15 protein-coding genes and 1 tRNA gene are annotated in these 15558 nt (G+C 67.1%); 6 read left to right on the top strand and 10 right to left on the bottom strand.

Annotated elements, in window-relative coordinates; all coding sequences use genetic code 11:
- Positions 1–40: 40 nt before the first annotated feature.
- Positions 41–499 carry an SRPBCC family protein gene (locus ACFVVI_RS16505; protein ID WP_378994354.1) on the bottom strand — a complete coding sequence of 153 codons (459 nt, stop codon included), beginning with the start codon at positions 497–499 and terminating at the stop codon, positions 41–43.
- A 98-nt stretch (positions 500–597) separates the two neighbouring features.
- Positions 598–1170, bottom strand: coding sequence for a TetR/AcrR family transcriptional regulator (locus tag ACFVVI_RS16500; RefSeq protein ID WP_378994352.1), 573 nt, complete (start codon positions 1168–1170; stop codon positions 598–600).
- A gap of 71 nt (positions 1171–1241) precedes the next feature.
- Here ACFVVI_RS16500 and ACFVVI_RS16495 point away from each other — a divergent pair, with 71 nt between their 5' ends.
- From ACFVVI_RS16495 to ACFVVI_RS16485, 3 genes are all read left to right on the top strand, one after another.
- Positions 1242–1814: a dihydrofolate reductase family protein gene (locus ACFVVI_RS16495; protein WP_387445925.1), complete on the top strand. Its 573-nt coding sequence runs from the start codon at positions 1242–1244 to the stop codon at positions 1812–1814.
- Positions 1815–1949: 135 nt separating this feature from the next.
- The gene (locus ACFVVI_RS16490; protein WP_378638675.1) at positions 1950–3215 is read left to right on the top strand and encodes an aspartate kinase; all 1266 of its coding nucleotides are present in this window, start codon (positions 1950–1952) and stop codon (positions 3213–3215) included.
- Positions 3216–3218: 3 nt separating this feature from the next.
- Complete coding sequence (locus ACFVVI_RS16485; RefSeq protein ID WP_387445924.1) at positions 3219–4253, top strand: aspartate-semialdehyde dehydrogenase; 1035 nt, start codon at positions 3219–3221, stop codon at positions 4251–4253.
- Between the two features lie 51 nt (positions 4254–4304).
- On the opposite strand, the gene ACFVVI_RS16480 is transcribed toward ACFVVI_RS16485, so the two are convergent.
- Positions 4305–4862 (bottom strand): TetR/AcrR family transcriptional regulator, encoded by a 558-nt coding sequence (locus ACFVVI_RS16480; protein WP_387445923.1) that lies wholly within the window; start codon positions 4860–4862, stop codon positions 4305–4307.
- Positions 4863–4953: 91 nt separating this feature from the next.
- Here ACFVVI_RS16480 and ACFVVI_RS16475 point away from each other — a divergent pair, with 91 nt between their 5' ends.
- Positions 4954–5361 (top strand): nuclear transport factor 2 family protein, encoded by a 408-nt coding sequence (locus tag ACFVVI_RS16475; RefSeq protein ID WP_387445922.1) that lies wholly within the window; start codon positions 4954–4956, stop codon positions 5359–5361.
- Here ACFVVI_RS16475 and ACFVVI_RS16470 read toward each other — a convergent pair.
- Both ACFVVI_RS16470 and ACFVVI_RS16465 read right to left on the bottom strand, forming a co-directional pair.
- A complete protein-coding gene (locus tag ACFVVI_RS16470) occupies positions 5358–6701 on the bottom strand; it encodes a serine hydrolase domain-containing protein (protein WP_378994341.1) in 1344 nt (447 codons plus the stop codon). The genes ACFVVI_RS16475 and ACFVVI_RS16470 overlap by 4 nt on opposite strands.
- A gap of 75 nt (positions 6702–6776) precedes the next feature.
- Entirely contained in the window at positions 6777–8015 is a 1239-nt protein-coding gene (locus ACFVVI_RS16465) for an APC family permease (protein WP_387445921.1), read from the bottom strand.
- Between the two features lie 762 nt (positions 8016–8777).
- Between ACFVVI_RS16465 and ACFVVI_RS16460 the strand changes: the two genes are divergently transcribed.
- A complete protein-coding gene (locus ACFVVI_RS16460; protein WP_378994336.1) occupies positions 8778–9446 on the top strand; it encodes an arsenate reductase ArsC in 669 nt (222 codons plus the stop codon).
- Here ACFVVI_RS16460 and atzF read toward each other — a convergent pair.
- The 5 genes from atzF to ACFVVI_RS16435 all read right to left on the bottom strand — a co-directional run bounded on the left by atzF (position 9403) and on the right by ACFVVI_RS16435 (position 14934).
- On the bottom strand, positions 9403–11100 hold the full coding sequence (atzF, locus tag ACFVVI_RS16455) for an allophanate hydrolase (protein WP_387445920.1): 1698 nt from the start codon (positions 11098–11100) through the stop codon (positions 9403–9405). The genes ACFVVI_RS16460 and atzF overlap by 44 nt on opposite strands.
- A 10-nt stretch (positions 11101–11110) precedes the next feature.
- Entirely contained in the window at positions 11111–11815 is a 705-nt protein-coding gene (locus ACFVVI_RS16450; RefSeq protein ID WP_387445919.1) for a GntR family transcriptional regulator, read from the bottom strand.
- Positions 11816–12197: 382 nt separating this feature from the next.
- Positions 12198–12271, bottom strand: a tRNA-Pro gene (locus tag ACFVVI_RS16445).
- A gap of 67 nt (positions 12272–12338) precedes the next feature.
- On the bottom strand, positions 12339–13922 hold the full coding sequence (locus ACFVVI_RS16440; RefSeq protein ID WP_387445918.1) for a hypothetical protein: 1584 nt from the start codon (positions 13920–13922) through the stop codon (positions 12339–12341).
- 49 nt (positions 13923–13971) lie between these two features.
- Positions 13972–14934: a metallophosphoesterase gene (locus ACFVVI_RS16435; RefSeq protein ID WP_101464816.1), complete on the bottom strand. Its 963-nt coding sequence runs from the start codon at positions 14932–14934 to the stop codon at positions 13972–13974.
- A gap of 122 nt (positions 14935–15056) precedes the next feature.
- Here ACFVVI_RS16435 and ACFVVI_RS16430 point away from each other — a divergent pair, with 122 nt between their 5' ends.
- Complete coding sequence (locus ACFVVI_RS16430; RefSeq protein ID WP_378994328.1) at positions 15057–15521, top strand: GatB/YqeY domain-containing protein; 465 nt, start codon at positions 15057–15059, stop codon at positions 15519–15521.
- The last annotated feature ends 37 nt before the right edge of the window (positions 15522–15558 follow it).

Genomic DNA, 15558 nt, shown 5'->3' with positions numbered 1-15558 from the left:
ACTGAAGATCGACGACGCGGGGGTTCGGCGACGGCGCGAACTAGCCGGCCGCGAAGCCACCGACCTCTGGGTACCGCTCGGCGAAGTCGATGAAGTTCGCGACCGTCTCGTCGTGCAGTTTGCGCAGGCTTCGGTTGAACAGGATGCCCGGAATGGGCAGCGGAAGGGAGAGTTCTACGTGGTAGTCGACCTCGGTGCCCTCCGGGGTGTCGACCAGTTCGATCCAGCCGCCGCCCTTGGAACCGCGGCTGCTGTCGACCACCCGCCACTCGGACCGGTACTGCTCCCAGGAGTATTCGAGCACCTGGGCGTCGGAGTTACCCATGAAGTGGGCGGTGGCGAAAACTCGGCGCGGCCTGCCGTCGGCATCGCGCGGCCCGACCCGGACATCACTGAGCGAGGTCGACCACTCCGACATCAGGTCAACGGCCAGTAGTGCGTCCATCACTTGGTCGATCTCGGCGTCAACGGTGAATCGGATGTCGATCTTCGAGCGCATCTGTGTCTATCCTCCGAACCCCCGCAGCTTTCGCGCCCGATTGTGCACAGTGGTACCAGTGATCGTCAACACGTCTATGGTCTGGACAAATGACCGGGTCAGCTGCTTATCACACGCTCGACGGCCGTTTCGATCAGTGCCATGCTCTGCTCCTCGGTGAAGATTCCGGGCAGTGTGAGGTGTTCGACGATGAGCCAATTGAGCGCCAGATAGAGCAGTAGTACCGACTCCGCGTCACCGGGTAGACCGGACGCCAGATGGTTGCGGACGTTGAAATCGATGTCGGCCCGGACGCGTTCGGTGAGCACCGTGCGCAGTTCGGGCCGCCGGGTTGCCTCGAGTCGTAGTTCGAGCAGCGCGAGATAGGCCTTGCGATGCGATTCGATGCGCCCGACCACCTCTTTCATCAGCGTGGTGATGTTGTCGATGTCCTTCGGGCCATCGCTGACCAGGGCCATCGTCTCCTCGCTCGGCTGCACCACCTCGTAGAAGCGGACACCGGCCTGGGTGAGCAGTTCGTCGCGATTGGCGAAGTAGTTCGACGCGGTGCCCGCGGGGACGGCCGCCTGTTTGTCCACCGCGCGGAAGGTGAGGCCGCGGGCGCCCTCGTCGGCGAGGACCTCGATGGCCGCGTCGAGCAGGGCTTGCCGACGTTCGGGATTAGTTCGCACTTGACACCACTCCATCCGTAGTACTACGTTGAAACCACTTCAAACAGAGTACTACATCTGAGGCGGTAACCATGCGAAAGCTTGTCTACTACATCGGCGTCTCCCTGGACGGCTACATCGCGGGCTCCGGCGGCGAGGTCGACTTCTATCCGACACCGCAGAACTATGTGGAGTGGATGATGACGGAGTTTCCCGACGCCATCCCGACCCACCTGCGCGCGCACTTCGGCATGGACCCCGACCTGCCTGCCAAGAACTGGGACACCGTGCTGATGGGGCGCGGCACCTACGTGCTGCCGGATGAGCACGTCGAGAGCCCGTTCTCGCACCTGAAGCAGTACGTCATCTCGTCCACACTCGACCAGGCCGACCATCCCGGAGTCGAGATCGTCTCCGGTGATCCCCTCGAGCTGGTGCGCGAGCTCAAGCAGCGCGAGGGCGGCGACATCTGGCTGTGTGGCGGCGGGAAGCTGGCCGGGCAGCTGCTCGACGAGATCGACGCGATGATCATCAAGAGCTATCCGATCGTCGCGGGCGAGGGTGTCCCGGTCTTCACCGGCGTCTTCAAACCGACACAGTTCGTTCCGGTACAGCGCAAGGAATTCGACAACGGCACGCAGGTCACCTGGTTCGATCGCGCGTGAATTCCGTGGTTATCCACAGGTGACAAGCCTGTGTCGTTTTCCACAGGCAGGGCAGGTAGCAGCAAAACCGGTGGCCCGCGCCCGGTACTCTTGGTCGCTGATACCAACCTGACACTCGATCGTGAAGGACCTGCTGTGGCTCTCGTAGTTCAGAAGTACGGAGGATCCTCGGTGGCTACCGCCGAGCGGATCCGGCGCGTCGCTGAACGGATCGTGGAGACCAAGAAGCAGGGGCACGATGTAGTTGTCGTGTGCTCGGCGATGGGCGACACGACCGATGAGTTGCTCGATCTCGCGGAGCAGGTGGCCCCGGCGCCGCCTGCTCGCGAGATGGATATGCTGCTCACCTCGGGCGAGCGCATCTCGAATGCCTTGGTGGCCATGGCTATTCACACGCTCGGCGCCGAAGCTCGCTCGTTCACCGGCTCGCAGGCCGGCGTGATCACCACCGGCGCGCACGGCAACGCCAAGATCATCGACGTGACCCCGGGCCGCCTGCAAGAGGCGCTGGCCGAGGGGCAGATCGTGCTGGTGGCCGGCTTCCAGGGCGTGAGCCAGGACAGCAAGGACGTCACCACGCTGGGCCGCGGCGGCTCCGACACCACCGCCGTCGCGCTGGCCGCGGCGCTGAAAGCCGATGTCTGCGAGATCTACACCGACGTCGACGGCATCTTCTCCGCCGACCCGCGCATCGTCCCCGACGCCCAGAAGCTCGACAAGATCTCCTACGAGGAGATGCTCGAGATGGCGGCCTGCGGGTCGAAGGTGCTCATGCTGCGCTGCGTGGAGTACGCGCGCCGCTACAACGTTCCCGTTCATGTTCGGTCGTCCTACACCGACAAGATCGGCACCACTGTTTTCGGATCGATGGAGGACATTCCCGTGGAGCAGGCAATCCTGACCGGCGTCGCACACGACCGCAGCGAGGCCAAGGTGACCGTCGTCGCCCTGCCCGACGAGCCGGGCTACGCGGCCAAGGTGTTCCGCGCGGTGGCCGACGCCGAGATCAACATCGACATGGTGCTGCAGAACATCTCCAAGGTCGACACGGGCAAGACCGACATCACCTTCACCTGCCCCAAGACCGACCTGGTCCGCGCGGTGCAGAAGCTCACCGAGCGTCAGGACGAGATCGGCTTCGCCGAGATCCTCTCCGACGATCACATCGGCAAGGTCTCCCTGGTCGGCGCGGGGATGAAGTCGCACCCGGGCGTCACCGCCACCTTCTGTGAGGCGCTGGCCAACGCGGGCGTCAACATCGACCTGATCTCCACCTCGGAGATCCGGATCTCGGTGCTCGTGCGTGATACGGAACTGGATGAAGCGGTGCAGGTGTTGCACAAGGCATTCGATCTCGGCGGCGACGAAGCCGCTGTCGTCCACGGCGGAACGGGGCGTTAAGCAATGGGTGTACGTGTAGGTGTTGTCGGTGCGACCGGTCAGGTCGGCGCCGTCATGCGCAAGCTGCTCGAAGAGCGCAACTTCCCGGCCGACGAGGTGCGGTTCTTCGCCTCCTCGCGTTCGGCGGGCAAGACGCTGCCCTGGCGCGGTGGCGAGATCGTCGTCGAGGACACCGAGACGGCCGATCCGTCGGGCCTCGACATCGCGCTGTTCTCGGCCGGTGCCACCATGTCGCGTGTGCAGGCCCCGCGCTTCGCCGCGGCGGGCGTCACCGTGATCGATAATTCCTCGGCATGGCGCAAGGACCCCGATGTGCCGCTGGTGGTGTCGGAGGTCAACCCCGAGGCCACCCGCAACCTGCCCAAGGGCATCATCGCGAACCCGAACTGCACCACCATGGCTGCGATGCCGGTGCTCAAGCCGCTGCACGATGTGGCCGGTTTGCAGCGCCTGATCGTGTCCAGCTACCAGGCTGTATCCGGCTCCGGTCTGTCCGGTGTCGAGGAACTCGCCTCGCAGATCCGCGCGGTGTCCGCCGACGCGGAGAAGCTGGTGCACGACGGTTCGGACGCCGAGTTCCCCGCGCCGAACAACTACGTCGCGCCGATCGCCTTCAACGTGATCCCGCTGGCCGGCGCGCTGGTCGACGACGGTTCCTTCGAGACCGACGAAGACCAGAAGCTGCGCAACGAGAGCCGCAAGATCCTGGGCCTGCCCGATCTGCTGGTGAGCGGCACCTGCGTGCGGGTCCCGGTCTTCACCGGGCACTCGTTGTCGATCAATGCCGAATTCGCCGAACCGATTTCGGTGCAGCAGGCCAAGGACCTGCTGGCCAAGGCATCGGGCGTACGTCTGGTCGACGTGCCGACCCCGCTGGCCGCCGCAGGCCAGGACGACTCCCTCGTCGGCCGCATCCGCCAGGATCCGGGCGTGCCGAGCGGTCGCGGTCTCGCGCTCTTCATCTCGGGCGACAACCTCCGAAAGGGCGCCGCGCTGAACACGATTCAAATCGCGGAAGTTCTGCTCGAGAACCGCTGATCACCCGTCGACGGCCGGGCCACCTTCGGGTGTGCCCGGCCTTTGTCGTTGTCAGGGCTCGACCCGGCGCAACCCGTCGAGAATGACCGAGAAGGTGAGACGGCGCCGGCGATCGTCGGCGTCGCGGGTGGCGGCGAACCCCGCTTTCAGGATGAGCATCAGGTCGTCGACCTCCAGGTCCGGTCGGATCGCGCCCGCCTTTTGCGCCCGCACCAGCAGGATGCCGATCGCCGTACTCAGGTCGGCGGTAGGCCCTAGCGCGGCCAGCCGCTCCGAGCCGACCGCGTCGGCCAGCTCGCGTTTCACGCCGTTCTCGCTTCCGAGGAAGGCCAGGAATTCGAAGAAGGCGCTGCCCGCGTCGTCGGCGGTACCGAGTGCGCGCGCGTAGGCGGCGGCACGTTCGACTCGGTCGATGATCGCGGCGGTGAACAGCGCTTCCTTGGTCGGAAAATGCCGGTAGACGGTGCCCGCGCCGACGCCGGCGCGCCGGGCGATGTCGTCGAGGGGAACCGAAATCCCTTCGGCGGCAAAGGCTTCCTGGGCCGCGGCCAGCACCCGTTCGCGGTTGCGGCGGGCATCGGCGCGCAGCGGGCGTGGTTCGTCGGTCACGGCTGTGATTGTATCGGCGGCCGTTGACAAGCGGGGCGAGCGTTCCGGATGATAAGCGGGTCCATCGTTCCGTTTCATCGAAAGGCCGCCGATGATCCCCACTCCGGTCCAGGTCGCCGAACGGCTCATGGCCGTTCTCCCCGCCCGCGACGCGGCCGCGTTCACCGAGTCGTTCGCCGCCGACGGCGTTTTCGAGCTGCCGTTCACGCCGCCGGGCGCACCAGCTCGGATCGAGGGCAGGGCGGCGATCCGCGCCGCCCTGGACGAGGCTTGGGCCGCCACGTCATCGGTCCGGATCCACGCGGTTCATCCTCGTATCTACGCCACCGACGATCCGGAGACCGTGGTGGTCGAGACCGAGGTCGAGGTGACCAAGCCCGGGGCGCAGCGGATCCGAGTGCGCTCCGCCATCACGGTGATCCGGGTTCGGGAGGGGGAAGTGGTGCTGTTTCGCGACTACCTGGACTCGGGCCGACTCGCCGCGGCTGTGAACGGCTAGCGGATTCCCGGGGTGCGTGGGTCGTGGCCTACGCAGGCCAGGATGGCGCAGCCCGGTGGGATGCTGGCGAAGGGTGCGGCCAGGGGCTGGTTGAGGCAATCGAAGACGGTGCAGCCGGGGTAGGCGCCGGGGCCGATGCCGAATACGGCCAGCAGGATGTTGGCGTCGATGAGTTTGCCCGCGTCGAATTCCAGCGGGGGCTCCACGTACGGTTCGGCGATCGGCACCGCGGCGTCGGTGACGGCGGCGAACAGACGGCGGAAGAACTCGTGGGGCAGTTCTTCGGCGTGGGCGAGGATGCCGCTCGGGCCGTAGGCGGTCTGGTTGCCGAACGGGCCTGTCCACATCACCGTCATGTCCAGGCTCGGCAGGAAGAAGACGTTCTGCAGGCCGAGTCCGGACATGAAAAACGTGTCGGGGGGCAGGAAGTCGGGGGATTCGCTGCAATCGGCGCCCAGCCAGAACAGGTAGCCGTAGCAGCTGTTCGCCGCCGACGGTGTGCGGGCTTTGCGCAGATAGTCCGAGGAGATCACCCGGTCGGCGCCCCAGCGGCCGTCGTTCGAGACGAGCAGGCCGATCTTGGCCAGGTCGTTGGGCGGCAGCAGGAGATGGGCGTAGCCGTAGGTATGGCCGGATCGGTCACTTGCCCAGTAATAGTCGCTGCGCGGGATGCCGAGCGGGTCGAACAATTCCCGCTGCGCGAACTGCTGTAGCGGTTCGCCGACGGCCAGCTCGATCACGTAGGACAGCAGATCGACATTGCGCTGGCTATAGCTGAACGTGGTGCCGGGCGGATTGGTCAGCTGCACCGACAGCGCCTGCACCGCCGAGTGCGGGTCGATGGGGATCACCGCGGTGATGCCCTCGGACAGCACTCCCACCTGCATGCCGGAGGTCTCGGTGAGCAGGTTCTCGACGGTGATCGACCGGTGCGCCGCGTCGCCGAGTCCGGGCGGCAGGTAGCGGTCGATGGGGGCGGCGATATCGATTCTGCCTTCGTCGGAAGCGATTCCGGCCAGCATCGACACCACCGACTTGGTGACGCTCCAGACGTTCCACGGCGTATTGCCGGTCTCGTCGTTGCGCAGGCCCTCACCGACGAGGCAGTTGTGCCGGAAGATCTGGACATTGAGCCGGTTGCGGGTGGCCGCGAACTGCAGTGCCGCTTCGATTTTCGCCGAATCCAGCCCCACCTGTTCGGGCTCGGCGCGCTCCAGGTCGCGACCCGAGGTCACCTCGCAGGTCGTACTCGGCGCGGCGTGCGCCGGAACGGCGAATAGGCACGCCGAGGCCAGCACCGCAGCGATCGTTCCCGCGAAAACGCCCGTGATGTGCCGCATGCGGGCGAGAGTAGCCCGTGCCGCGCACCGTAACCCGTATAGCGTGGCCGCTGAATCCCCTAATCACAGGCATGTTCACTTCCCCGCAACACTGCGAATCCCGTAGACCCCCGCGCCGGCCGCGAGGACCGTGAGCCCGGCCAGCACCGACTCGATCGGCAACGCGAACCCGACCACCACGCAACCCGCCGCTCCGAGCACCGGAACCCAGCGCTGCGGCCTGCCCTCGGCGGCGGTCAGTGTGGCCGCGGACAGGTTGGCGACAAGGTAATAGGCGAGCACGGCGAACGAGGAGAACCCGATCGCCGCGCGCAGATCCACCGTCGCCGCGAGCACCGCGACCACCACACCCACCGCGAGCTCGGCCCGATGCGGCACCGCGTATTTCGGATGGATCATCGCCAGCGCCCGCGGCAGATGCCCGTCGCGCGCCATCGCCAGTGCGGTCCGCGAGACCCCCAGGACCAACGCCATCAGCGAACCCGCCGCCGCCAGCACCGCACCCACCCGAACCACCGGCGCCAGCCATCCCGCCCCCGCCGCCTCGACCACCTGCGCGAGCGGATCACGCGCGGCCGCCAGCCCACCCGACCCCAACGTCAGCAACGCGGCCACCGCCACCAGCGCGTACACCGCCAATGCCACTGCCAGCGCCAGCATGATCGCCCGCGGAATGGTCCGCTCCGGCGCACGCACCTCCTCGCCGAGCGTGGCGATCCGCGCGTACCCGGCGAACGCGAAGAACAACAACCCCGCCGCCTGCAACACCCCGTACGGCCCGATCTCCTGGTCGAGAACCGATGCCCCCGAATGACTCCCACCGACTCCCACCACGACAACCGCCGCCAGCACCGCCAGCACCACGCCCACGATCACCCGCGAAGCCAGCGCGGACTTCTGCACCCCCACATAGTTGATCCCCGTCACCACCACCACGGCCCCCACCGCCACCGCGTGCGCCTGCTCAGGCCACGCGTAACTCCCCACCGTCAACGCCATCGCCGCGCACGACGCCGTCTTGCCGACCACGAACCCCCACCCCGCCAGATACCCCCAGAACGCCCCCAGCCGTTCCCGCCCGTACACATACGTCCCCCCGGACACCGGATACAACGCAGCCAACCGCGCCGACGACATCGCATTGCAATAGGCGATAACCGCGGCCACCCCCAAGGCCACCAGCAACCAGGACCCACTCACCCCCGCCGCAGGGCCCAACGCCGCGAACACCCCGGCCCCCACCATCGCCCCCAACCCCACCACTACTGAATCACCCAGCCCCAGCCCCCGCCGCAACTGCCCATCCGAAGTCATGCACCCATCCTCGAGCACACGCGCGTGGCCCGCGACCCGGATACGGCAAACGCCGCCAGGTCGATGAGGGTGACCTGGCGGCGTTCGAGTCGATGGGCCGCCTCGAGGACGGCCCGTCAGGGTGCCGACGCCCCACAAGCGCCTCTCGGCGGGTGGTCGCTCGTAGCGACAAATGGGGTGAGGCCCGGGGCTGTTCGGACGTCGACAGTGAGTCCAACCGCTGCTGCCGGTGAACTATTCCGGCGGCTCGATGTGATCCGCACAACGGCACGAGGCAGGTACGGCGATACGCGTACCTGCCTCGTCTCATGGGTGGGCGAAGGGCCTGATTCCGGGCTCTCTCGTGGACGGTGTCAGGGGATCAGAAGTTGCTGAACCAGTACAGAAGGCTTGCCAGCAACCAGACGATCGCGGTTTCCATGGTCGATCTCCTTGCGTCGGTACTTCTATCATCGCCGAAAACCCGACTTCGCCGACAAGTTGTTCTTAAGAAGCTCTAGAGACCGACACCGCATTGTTGCTTCAGACACCGGAACAACCGGGTCCGATCGGTCTCGAGGGGTGATCGGTCGGACCCGGCGGTGCAGACCAGAAGGTGGCTCTTCCAGACGCTGAAGACGCACTGCCGACGGTAACCACACCGACGGGCTGGGCCGAAGATGTTCCACGTTGTGTCGGTGAGTACGCGTGCCGGGCCGGTCGATCGAGGGGTGATCGGCCCGGGCGTTTGCGTATGGCCCGGATTCGGGTAAGTGTTGGGGGGTGGTCGAAATTGCGGAGCACTCCGACGCGCTCGACCGTGCCGAGGCGCGGCTGCGCGAAGAATTCGCGACGATGTTCGAGCTGGAGACGATCCATCGTTTCCTGCATTCCTCCTACGAGAATTTCGCTGCTCGGGCGACGGTGACCCTGTACTTACCGCTGCTGGCCGAGCGGTTCGGGCGCCAACGGTTGCAGGCGCTGGCCAAGATCGAGGGCAAGGTGGCCCGGCCGCGTCCGACGGTGCTGTTCCTGTGTACCCACAACGCGGGCCGGTCGCAGATGGCGCTCGGATTCTTCGAAGAGCTGGCGCTGGGCCGAGCGGTGGCCTGGTCGGGCGGGTCGGTGCCCAGTGGGCAGCTCAATCCGGCCGCGGTGGCGGTGATGGCGGAGGTCGACATCGACATCTCACGCGAGTACCCGAAACCGTGGACCGATGAGATCATCCGTGCCGCCGATGTGATCGTCACGATGGGCTGCGGTGATACCTGTCCGCTGGTACCCGGGGTGCGCTACGTGGAGTGGATCATCGATGATCCGGCCGGCCTCGAGACCGAGCAGGTGCGGCCCATCCGCGACGACATCGGCCATCGCGTGACGGGCCTGCTCGCCGAGCTCGGCATCGACGTCACCGATCCCGTAGATACGCCACCCAGCTCCCGTACCGCGTGATGTCGGTGGCGGCGACGGCGGCGTCGTAGCTGCACGCGAAGCCGACCACCGCGCGCCCGTCGGAGAGATCGATACTGGTCAGGGCCATCGGCGGCGGTAGTTCGGCGAGGAATCGGCCGAGGCCCGCGGGGGAGACGAGGAACAGTTCGCCGAGGATCGGTGCGCCGTGTCCCTCACCGTGGCGGACCAGTCCGGGTTTGGCCGGGGTGGTGTCGAGGGCGGTCAGGCGATAGGCGTCGGAGGTGGCGATCTCGCCGGCGAAGCGGGCGCCGAGTTGTTCGAGTTGCCAGTGCAGCGGTTGGCCGCGCAGGTGGGCGCCGAACACGGCAAGGGGCACACCGGATTCCACGAGCAGCGGCGCCGGGGTGCCGAGGATGCGCGCGGCGAGGTCGACCGCAGATTGGTCGGCGAACGCGGGGACTGCGATCGTGACGCCGAACGGCAGGTTATCGGTGGTGGGCTTGCCGGGGATCGCGATAGCGGCGAGGTCGAGGAGGTTGCAGAAGTTCGTGTAGGTGCCCAGACGGCGGTTGATCGCGAGCGGGTCGGCTTTCACTTCGGCGATCGACGGGTGTTCGGTGGTGGTGGGGAGTAGGAGGCCGTCGAAGCCGGTGAGCAGCGTTGTCGCGGTGGTGCGGGCTCGGGCCAGGGCGTCCAGGTCCTGCGCGAACGCGTGCGCGTCGAGTGCTCTTGCGGCACTGATTATTCCGGCGACAGTGCGGTCGAGACCCGGTGCGCCCTTGTCGACGAACTCGCCGACCGCCGCGTACCGCTCGGCGACTATCGCGCCGTCGTAGAGCAGTCGGGCCGCGTCGAGAAGTGGCGAGATATCGATTTCGGTGAGGCGCAGGCCGTGATCACGCAGGGCCGCGACAGTTTCCGTGAACGCCGTTCGGTAGGCCGGGCTCAGCGGTTCGAGGTCTTCGGGCCGGGGGATGGCGATCTCGGGCTCGGCGGATGCCGCGAGGCGGACGTCGGCGGGCCATTCGCGGCTGCGTGGGTCGCGAGAGTCCTTGCCCGCCATCGTCTTCACGGCGGTGACCGCCAGGTCCAGGTCGGCGGCGAAAATGGTGACCGCGTCATAGTCGGCGCAGGCGGGGACGACGCCGTGGGTGGGGATCACGCCGAGCGTGGCCTTGATGCCGACGATACCGTGCAGTGCGGCGGGTACGCGTCCCGAACCCGCCGTGTCGGTGCCGATGGCGAGGTCGGCGATGCCGAGCGCGACCGCCGCCGCGGAACCGGAACTCGAACCGCCGGAGATCAATTCGGGATGAAGAGCGTTGCGGACGGCGCCGTAGGGGCTGCGCGTGCCGACGAGCCCGGTGGCGAACTGGTCGAGGTTGGTCTTGCCGAGCACCAGTGCGCCCGCCGCGACCAGCCGCTGCACCGACGACGCGCTTTCCGTTGCCTCATACGCGAATTCAGGACAGGCGGCGGTGGTGGGCAAGCCGGCCACGTCGACGTTGTCTTTCACCGCGAGGAGCAGGCCCGCCAGCGGCAGCTGCTCGCCCGCGGCGACACGGCGTTCCAGGTCGACGGCTTCGGTCGTCAGCACCTCCTGGGAGCGCAGCGTGATCCAGACCTCGGGCCGATCCACCTCGGCGATTCGTGCGTAGGCGGCGGCGACCCGTGCGGTCGGGGTGGCAGACATAAACGCTCCTCTATTCACTCAGCGACATGGCGGCGACAGCACGCGAGATCCGCTCGAGCACCACATCCAGCGAATCGCCGATGTGGGTGTGCAAGAGCTGCTGGGCCAGTGTGAGATCACCGGCGAGGACGGCGTCGAGAATGCCGAGGTGCTCGCTGATCGTGGTCTCGATGCGGTTGTTGATCATGAAGTCGTACATGCGGACATGCCGGATCCGGGAGTTCACCGCCACCAGGGCGCGCACCATCTCGGCATTGCCCGCCGCGGTCAGCAGGGCGACGTGGAATTCCTCGTCGACGACGACGAAACCCGGCTCCTGGGCGGGCGGGTCGGCCTGTAGCGCCAGCCACTTCTGCCGCTCGGCGTGGAGCAGCGCGGTGTCGTGGGTGATCCGCGGATCCGCTCGTACCCGCGTCATGCCACCCAGTTCCAGGGTCAGCCGCAGCTCGTAGAGATCGCGAATCCGCGCCACACTCGGCTGCACCGGACTGAACCCGAACTCCTCGCGCTGCAACAGCCCGTCCGAGCAGAGCATGGTGAGCGCTTCCCGAACCGGCGTGCGGGAGATTCCGAACCTGGTCGACAGTTTGGGTTCGGTGAGCCGCTCCCCGAACCGGATGTCCCCGTTCATCAACTCCCCCCGCAACGTCGAGTACACGACGTCGCGCAACGGCCTTCCCGAGCCCTCGGCCGGTGCATCCACCCTTGTCGACATGGGTGTATACGCTATCGACCGCGAATTTCTATCAAGTGACAGAAAGTAAGCGGCAGGTTATCCCTTGCTCACACCGACACCCTCACCACGGGCAACCTCGCGTGGGGAGAACTTCTCAACCAACCCCGAACACGCAGGCAACCCCGTTCGCCATGGAGGCGCCCACACTCGACACGAGCCCACCGCCGCGCTCCCACTCCGCTCACCCCGGAAGGGCGACCCCCATGTGCCCCACCATCCTGGCCCTCATCCTCAGCCTGATCTCCCTCACGGCCCTCACCATCTGCTGGCCGAACCCCCTCGACCGCAAACCCCCACAGACAAGCGAAGAGCCCCTGACCAGTGAACTGGTCAGGGGCTCTTCTGTGTCTCAACCAACACGTCGGGGTGACAGGATTTGAACCTGCGACCTCTTCGTCCCGAACGAAGCGCGCTACCAAGCTGCGCCACACCCCGTGAGGCGAACCTGAAGTAGCTTACAACGTGGGGTCGTGAAACGTTAAATTGGCTGGTCAGATGGGGGTTAGTCGAGGGATCTGATGGAGCTGAAGATGCGCTTGGCCTCGGCGGCGTCGATGGCGCCGGGAACGCCGGTGTCGGCGATCATGACCATGACGAAGCTGCCGTCCTTGGCGCCCTTGAAGGCGTAGGTGTAGACGGAGTAGGTGCCGGCGCAGCCGGGTTTGGGGGCGGGGACGGTGCCGGTGGTCTCGGTGAACATGCCCTCGGTTTTGCCGTCGATCGACTTCAGTGGCTGGGCGGGGCCGGGGGTGCCTTTCGAGCCCTGGTAGGCGAGGGGTGCGGCTTTGGTGCCGAGTTCGGCGCCCGCCGCCGCGTTGTCGGCGTTCTTGGAGCCGGTGAGCAGCGACATGGTGCGGGTGGAGTTCGGGCAGTAGTCGCGGCCGTCGGAGGCGTAGCCCTTGCCGATCACCGAGTCGCCCGGGGGTTCGCCGACGCCGCCGATGGTGGTTTCGGTGGCGACCTTCCAGCCTGCCGGGACGTCGTAGGCGGCGCCACGGTCCGGGGAGGCGACTACCTGGTAGCCCTCGATCAGGGGTTTGCGATTCGATGCGGCGCCCGAGGGGGAGGGGGTGGTGGTGCTGGGTTTGGGCTTGCTCGACGAGGCCGGTGCCGGGGTGGTGGACAGGGCGCTGACCATCGAAGGAGCGCCGCCCGCGGTGGTCGTCGGTGCGTCGTCGCCGCGGGTGAGCGCGACCGCGGTGATCGTGCCGCCGACCAGAAGTAGCGCCGCCACACCTGCCGCGGCCCAGATCGCGGCCTTGTTCCCGGATTTCTGGTTGGGCGGGAGCGGCTGGCCGTACGGCTGGATGCCCTGGTGATCCAGCGGGGGGATTTCGCCGTATTGCTGCGGTGCCTGCTGCCAGCCCGGTGCGCCGACTCTGGTCGGGTCTGCCTGCCCGGCCGGCGTGCCCCACTGCTGCTGACCGGGCGGATTCGCCGGGGCGCCCCACTGGTGCTGCGCACCGGCCGAGGGACCGCCCCACTGCTGACCGGGAGGCACCGGCGCGCCCCACTGGCCCGGAGGCTGTTGTCCGGCAGGCGGATTCATGCCCGGTTGCCACTGCTGATTCGAACCAGGGTGTCCGCCAGGAAAATTGGCGCCGGGAGCTACCGGTCCGCCCGGCTGCGGGGCCTCGGGGTGCCACGGCTGGCCAGGTTGTCCGGCAGGAGCGTTCACGCCGGGCTGCCAAGGCTGGTTCGAACCCGGCTGGCCCACAGGCGGATTCGCCCCGGGCCAGGGTGCCGGCTGACGCAGCTGGGTGGGGTCAGCCTGTCCTGGCTGCGGAACCTGCTGTCCCGCAGCGGGATTACCGGAATCCTGCCAATCCTGCGGACCCGCCGGCGCCCACTGCGTGGGTTCGGGAAGCCCGGGTGGTGGCCCGGAGCCGTCCCAGCGCAGGGTCGGAGGGAGACCGGTGCTGCCCGGCGTCCACACCGCGGTGGGATCTGGTGCGCCCGGATTCGGCTGTTCCGCAGCCGGATCCGGCGAACCGGGCCGCTGCCACTGCTGGTCGGGCTGGTTCGGTGCGCCGGGCCCGCCGAATACGGTCGGGTCGTCGCGCCTGTCGTCGGATCCACTGCTCACGGTCGTCTCCTGATGACACCTCAATGACAATGTCGTTCGGAGCCAGACCCTAGCGGGCGACGGCCTCCGAGGTCGAAATGCCGAAGCCGGTGTCGGCGGACGGCCGCTTGGGCTGGGCGCCGACCAAGGTGAGCAGCGTGGCCTCGGGACGGCAGCAGAAGCGGTAGGGCGCCCACGGTGAGGTGCCGATGCCGGCCGAGACGTGCAGCTGGGTGTGCTCGCCCCACTGCGAGGCACCCTTCACCCGGGACTTGTCGATACCGCAGTTGGTGACCAGTGCGCCGTAACCGGGGACGACCAGCTGCCCACCGTGGGTGTGACCGGCCAGCACCAGGTCGTAGCCGTCTTCGGCGAAGCGGTCGAGCACGCGCGGCTCGGGCGAATGCGTGACACCGATGCTGAGCTGGGCCAGCTGGTTCGGTGCGCCCGCGACGGTGTCGTAGCGGTCGCGCTGCAGGTGCGGGTCGTCGACGCCGGCACTGGCGATGCGGATGCCCGCCACCTCGAGGTCGCGCCGGGTGTGGGTCAGGTCGAGCCAGCCGCGCTCGGTGAATGCCGCGCGCAGGTCCTTCCACGGCAGCGGATCGCCGTAGACGCGACGGTGATCTTTCTTGAAATACTTCAGCGGATTCTTCGGCACCGGCGCGAAATAGTCATTCGAACCGAACACGAACAAGCCGGGTCGGGCCAGTAGCGCACCGAGGGATTGCACCACCGCGGGCACGGCCTTGGGATGGGAAAGATTGTCGCCGGTATTCACGACCAGGTCGGGTTCGAGGCGGTCGAGTTCGCGCAGCCACTGCTGTTTGAGCTGCTGGCCCGGCATCATGTGCAGGTCACTGACGTGCAGAATGCGCAACGTCGGCGAACCGGGCGCGAGCACCGGCATCGTGGCTTCGCGCAGGACGAACGCGTTCCGTTCGATCAGCGTGGCGTAGCCGATGCCTGCGACGGCGGCCCCGGCGGCTCCCAACGCGGTTCGGCGGACAGCGGACGTCGAGATAACGGGCATTTGCCCAGCATAGGCGACCCCCTCCCGGATCGGCGCGTGTGTTTCCGCACAAACGGTCTGGAATTTTCGCTGCGACGAAAATGTGATGGGACTCCACTGAGCGAACGACTACGGTAAACCGCATGTCGGAACTGAAAGCCAAGCTGCGCGCGGATATGACCACCGCGATGAAAGCCAAGGACAAACTGCGTCTCGCGACCCTGCGGATGCTGCTCGCCGCTATCCAGACTTCCGAGGTCTCCGGTACGGAGGCGCACGAACTCTCCGATGCCGATGTCGTGTCGCTCTTGCAGAAGGAAGCGAAGAAGCGCAACGAGGCGGCCGTGATCTACGAGCAGAACGGTCGCGGTGAACTGGCCGCGAACGAGCGGGCCGAAGAAGAGATCATCGAGGAGTACCTGCCGACTCAGCTCAACGACGCCGAGGTCGCGCAGGTCGCCGACACCGCGATCGCGGAGGTGGCCGAGCAGCTCGGTGAGCGTCCGGGAATGAAGCAGATGGGTCAGGTCATGAAGGCGGCCACCGCGCTGGCCGATGGCAAGGCCGACGGTTCGCGGCTCTCCGCCGCGGTCAAGGCCCGGCTGTAGAAACGAGCAAAGGCCGCCGTCCGAATCGGACGGCGGC

The sequence above is a fragment of the Nocardia sp. NPDC058114 genome (assembly GCF_042884695.1).
Taxonomy (GTDB): domain Bacteria; phylum Actinomycetota; class Actinomycetes; order Mycobacteriales; family Mycobacteriaceae; genus Nocardia.
Note: the sequence above shows the minus strand (reverse complement) of the source record. Positions and strands in the feature narration are given on the sequence as shown.

Excerpts from the sequence above, each read along its gene's own strand:
- ACFVVI_RS16505 (WP_378994354.1), bottom strand. The coding sequence starts at position 499 with ATGCGCTCGAAGATCGACATCCGATTCACCGTTGACGCCGAGATCGAC.
- ACFVVI_RS16495 (WP_387445925.1), top strand. The coding sequence starts at position 1,242 with ATGCGAAAGCTTGTCTACTACATCGGCGTCTCCCTGGACGGCTACATC.
- ACFVVI_RS16485 (WP_387445924.1), top strand. The coding sequence starts at position 3,219 with ATGGGTGTACGTGTAGGTGTTGTCGGTGCGACCGGTCAGGTCGGCGCC.
- ACFVVI_RS16475 (WP_387445922.1), top strand. The coding sequence starts at position 4,954 with ATGATCCCCACTCCGGTCCAGGTCGCCGAACGGCTCATGGCCGTTCTC.
- ACFVVI_RS16470 (WP_378994341.1), bottom strand. The coding sequence starts at position 6,701 with ATGCGGCACATCACGGGCGTTTTCGCGGGAACGATCGCTGCGGTGCTG.
- ACFVVI_RS16465 (WP_387445921.1), bottom strand. The coding sequence starts at position 8,015 with ATGACTTCGGATGGGCAGTTGCGGCGGGGGCTGGGGCTGGGTGATTCA.
- atzF (WP_387445920.1), bottom strand. The coding sequence starts at position 11,100 with ATGTCTGCCACCCCGACCGCACGGGTCGCCGCCGCCTACGCACGAATC.
- ACFVVI_RS16450 (WP_387445919.1), bottom strand. The coding sequence starts at position 11,815 with ATGTCGACAAGGGTGGATGCACCGGCCGAGGGCTCGGGAAGGCCGTTG.
- ACFVVI_RS16435 (WP_101464816.1), bottom strand. The coding sequence starts at position 14,934 with ATGCCCGTTATCTCGACGTCCGCTGTCCGCCGAACCGCGTTGGGAGCC.
- ACFVVI_RS16430 (WP_378994328.1), top strand. The coding sequence starts at position 15,057 with ATGTCGGAACTGAAAGCCAAGCTGCGCGCGGATATGACCACCGCGATG.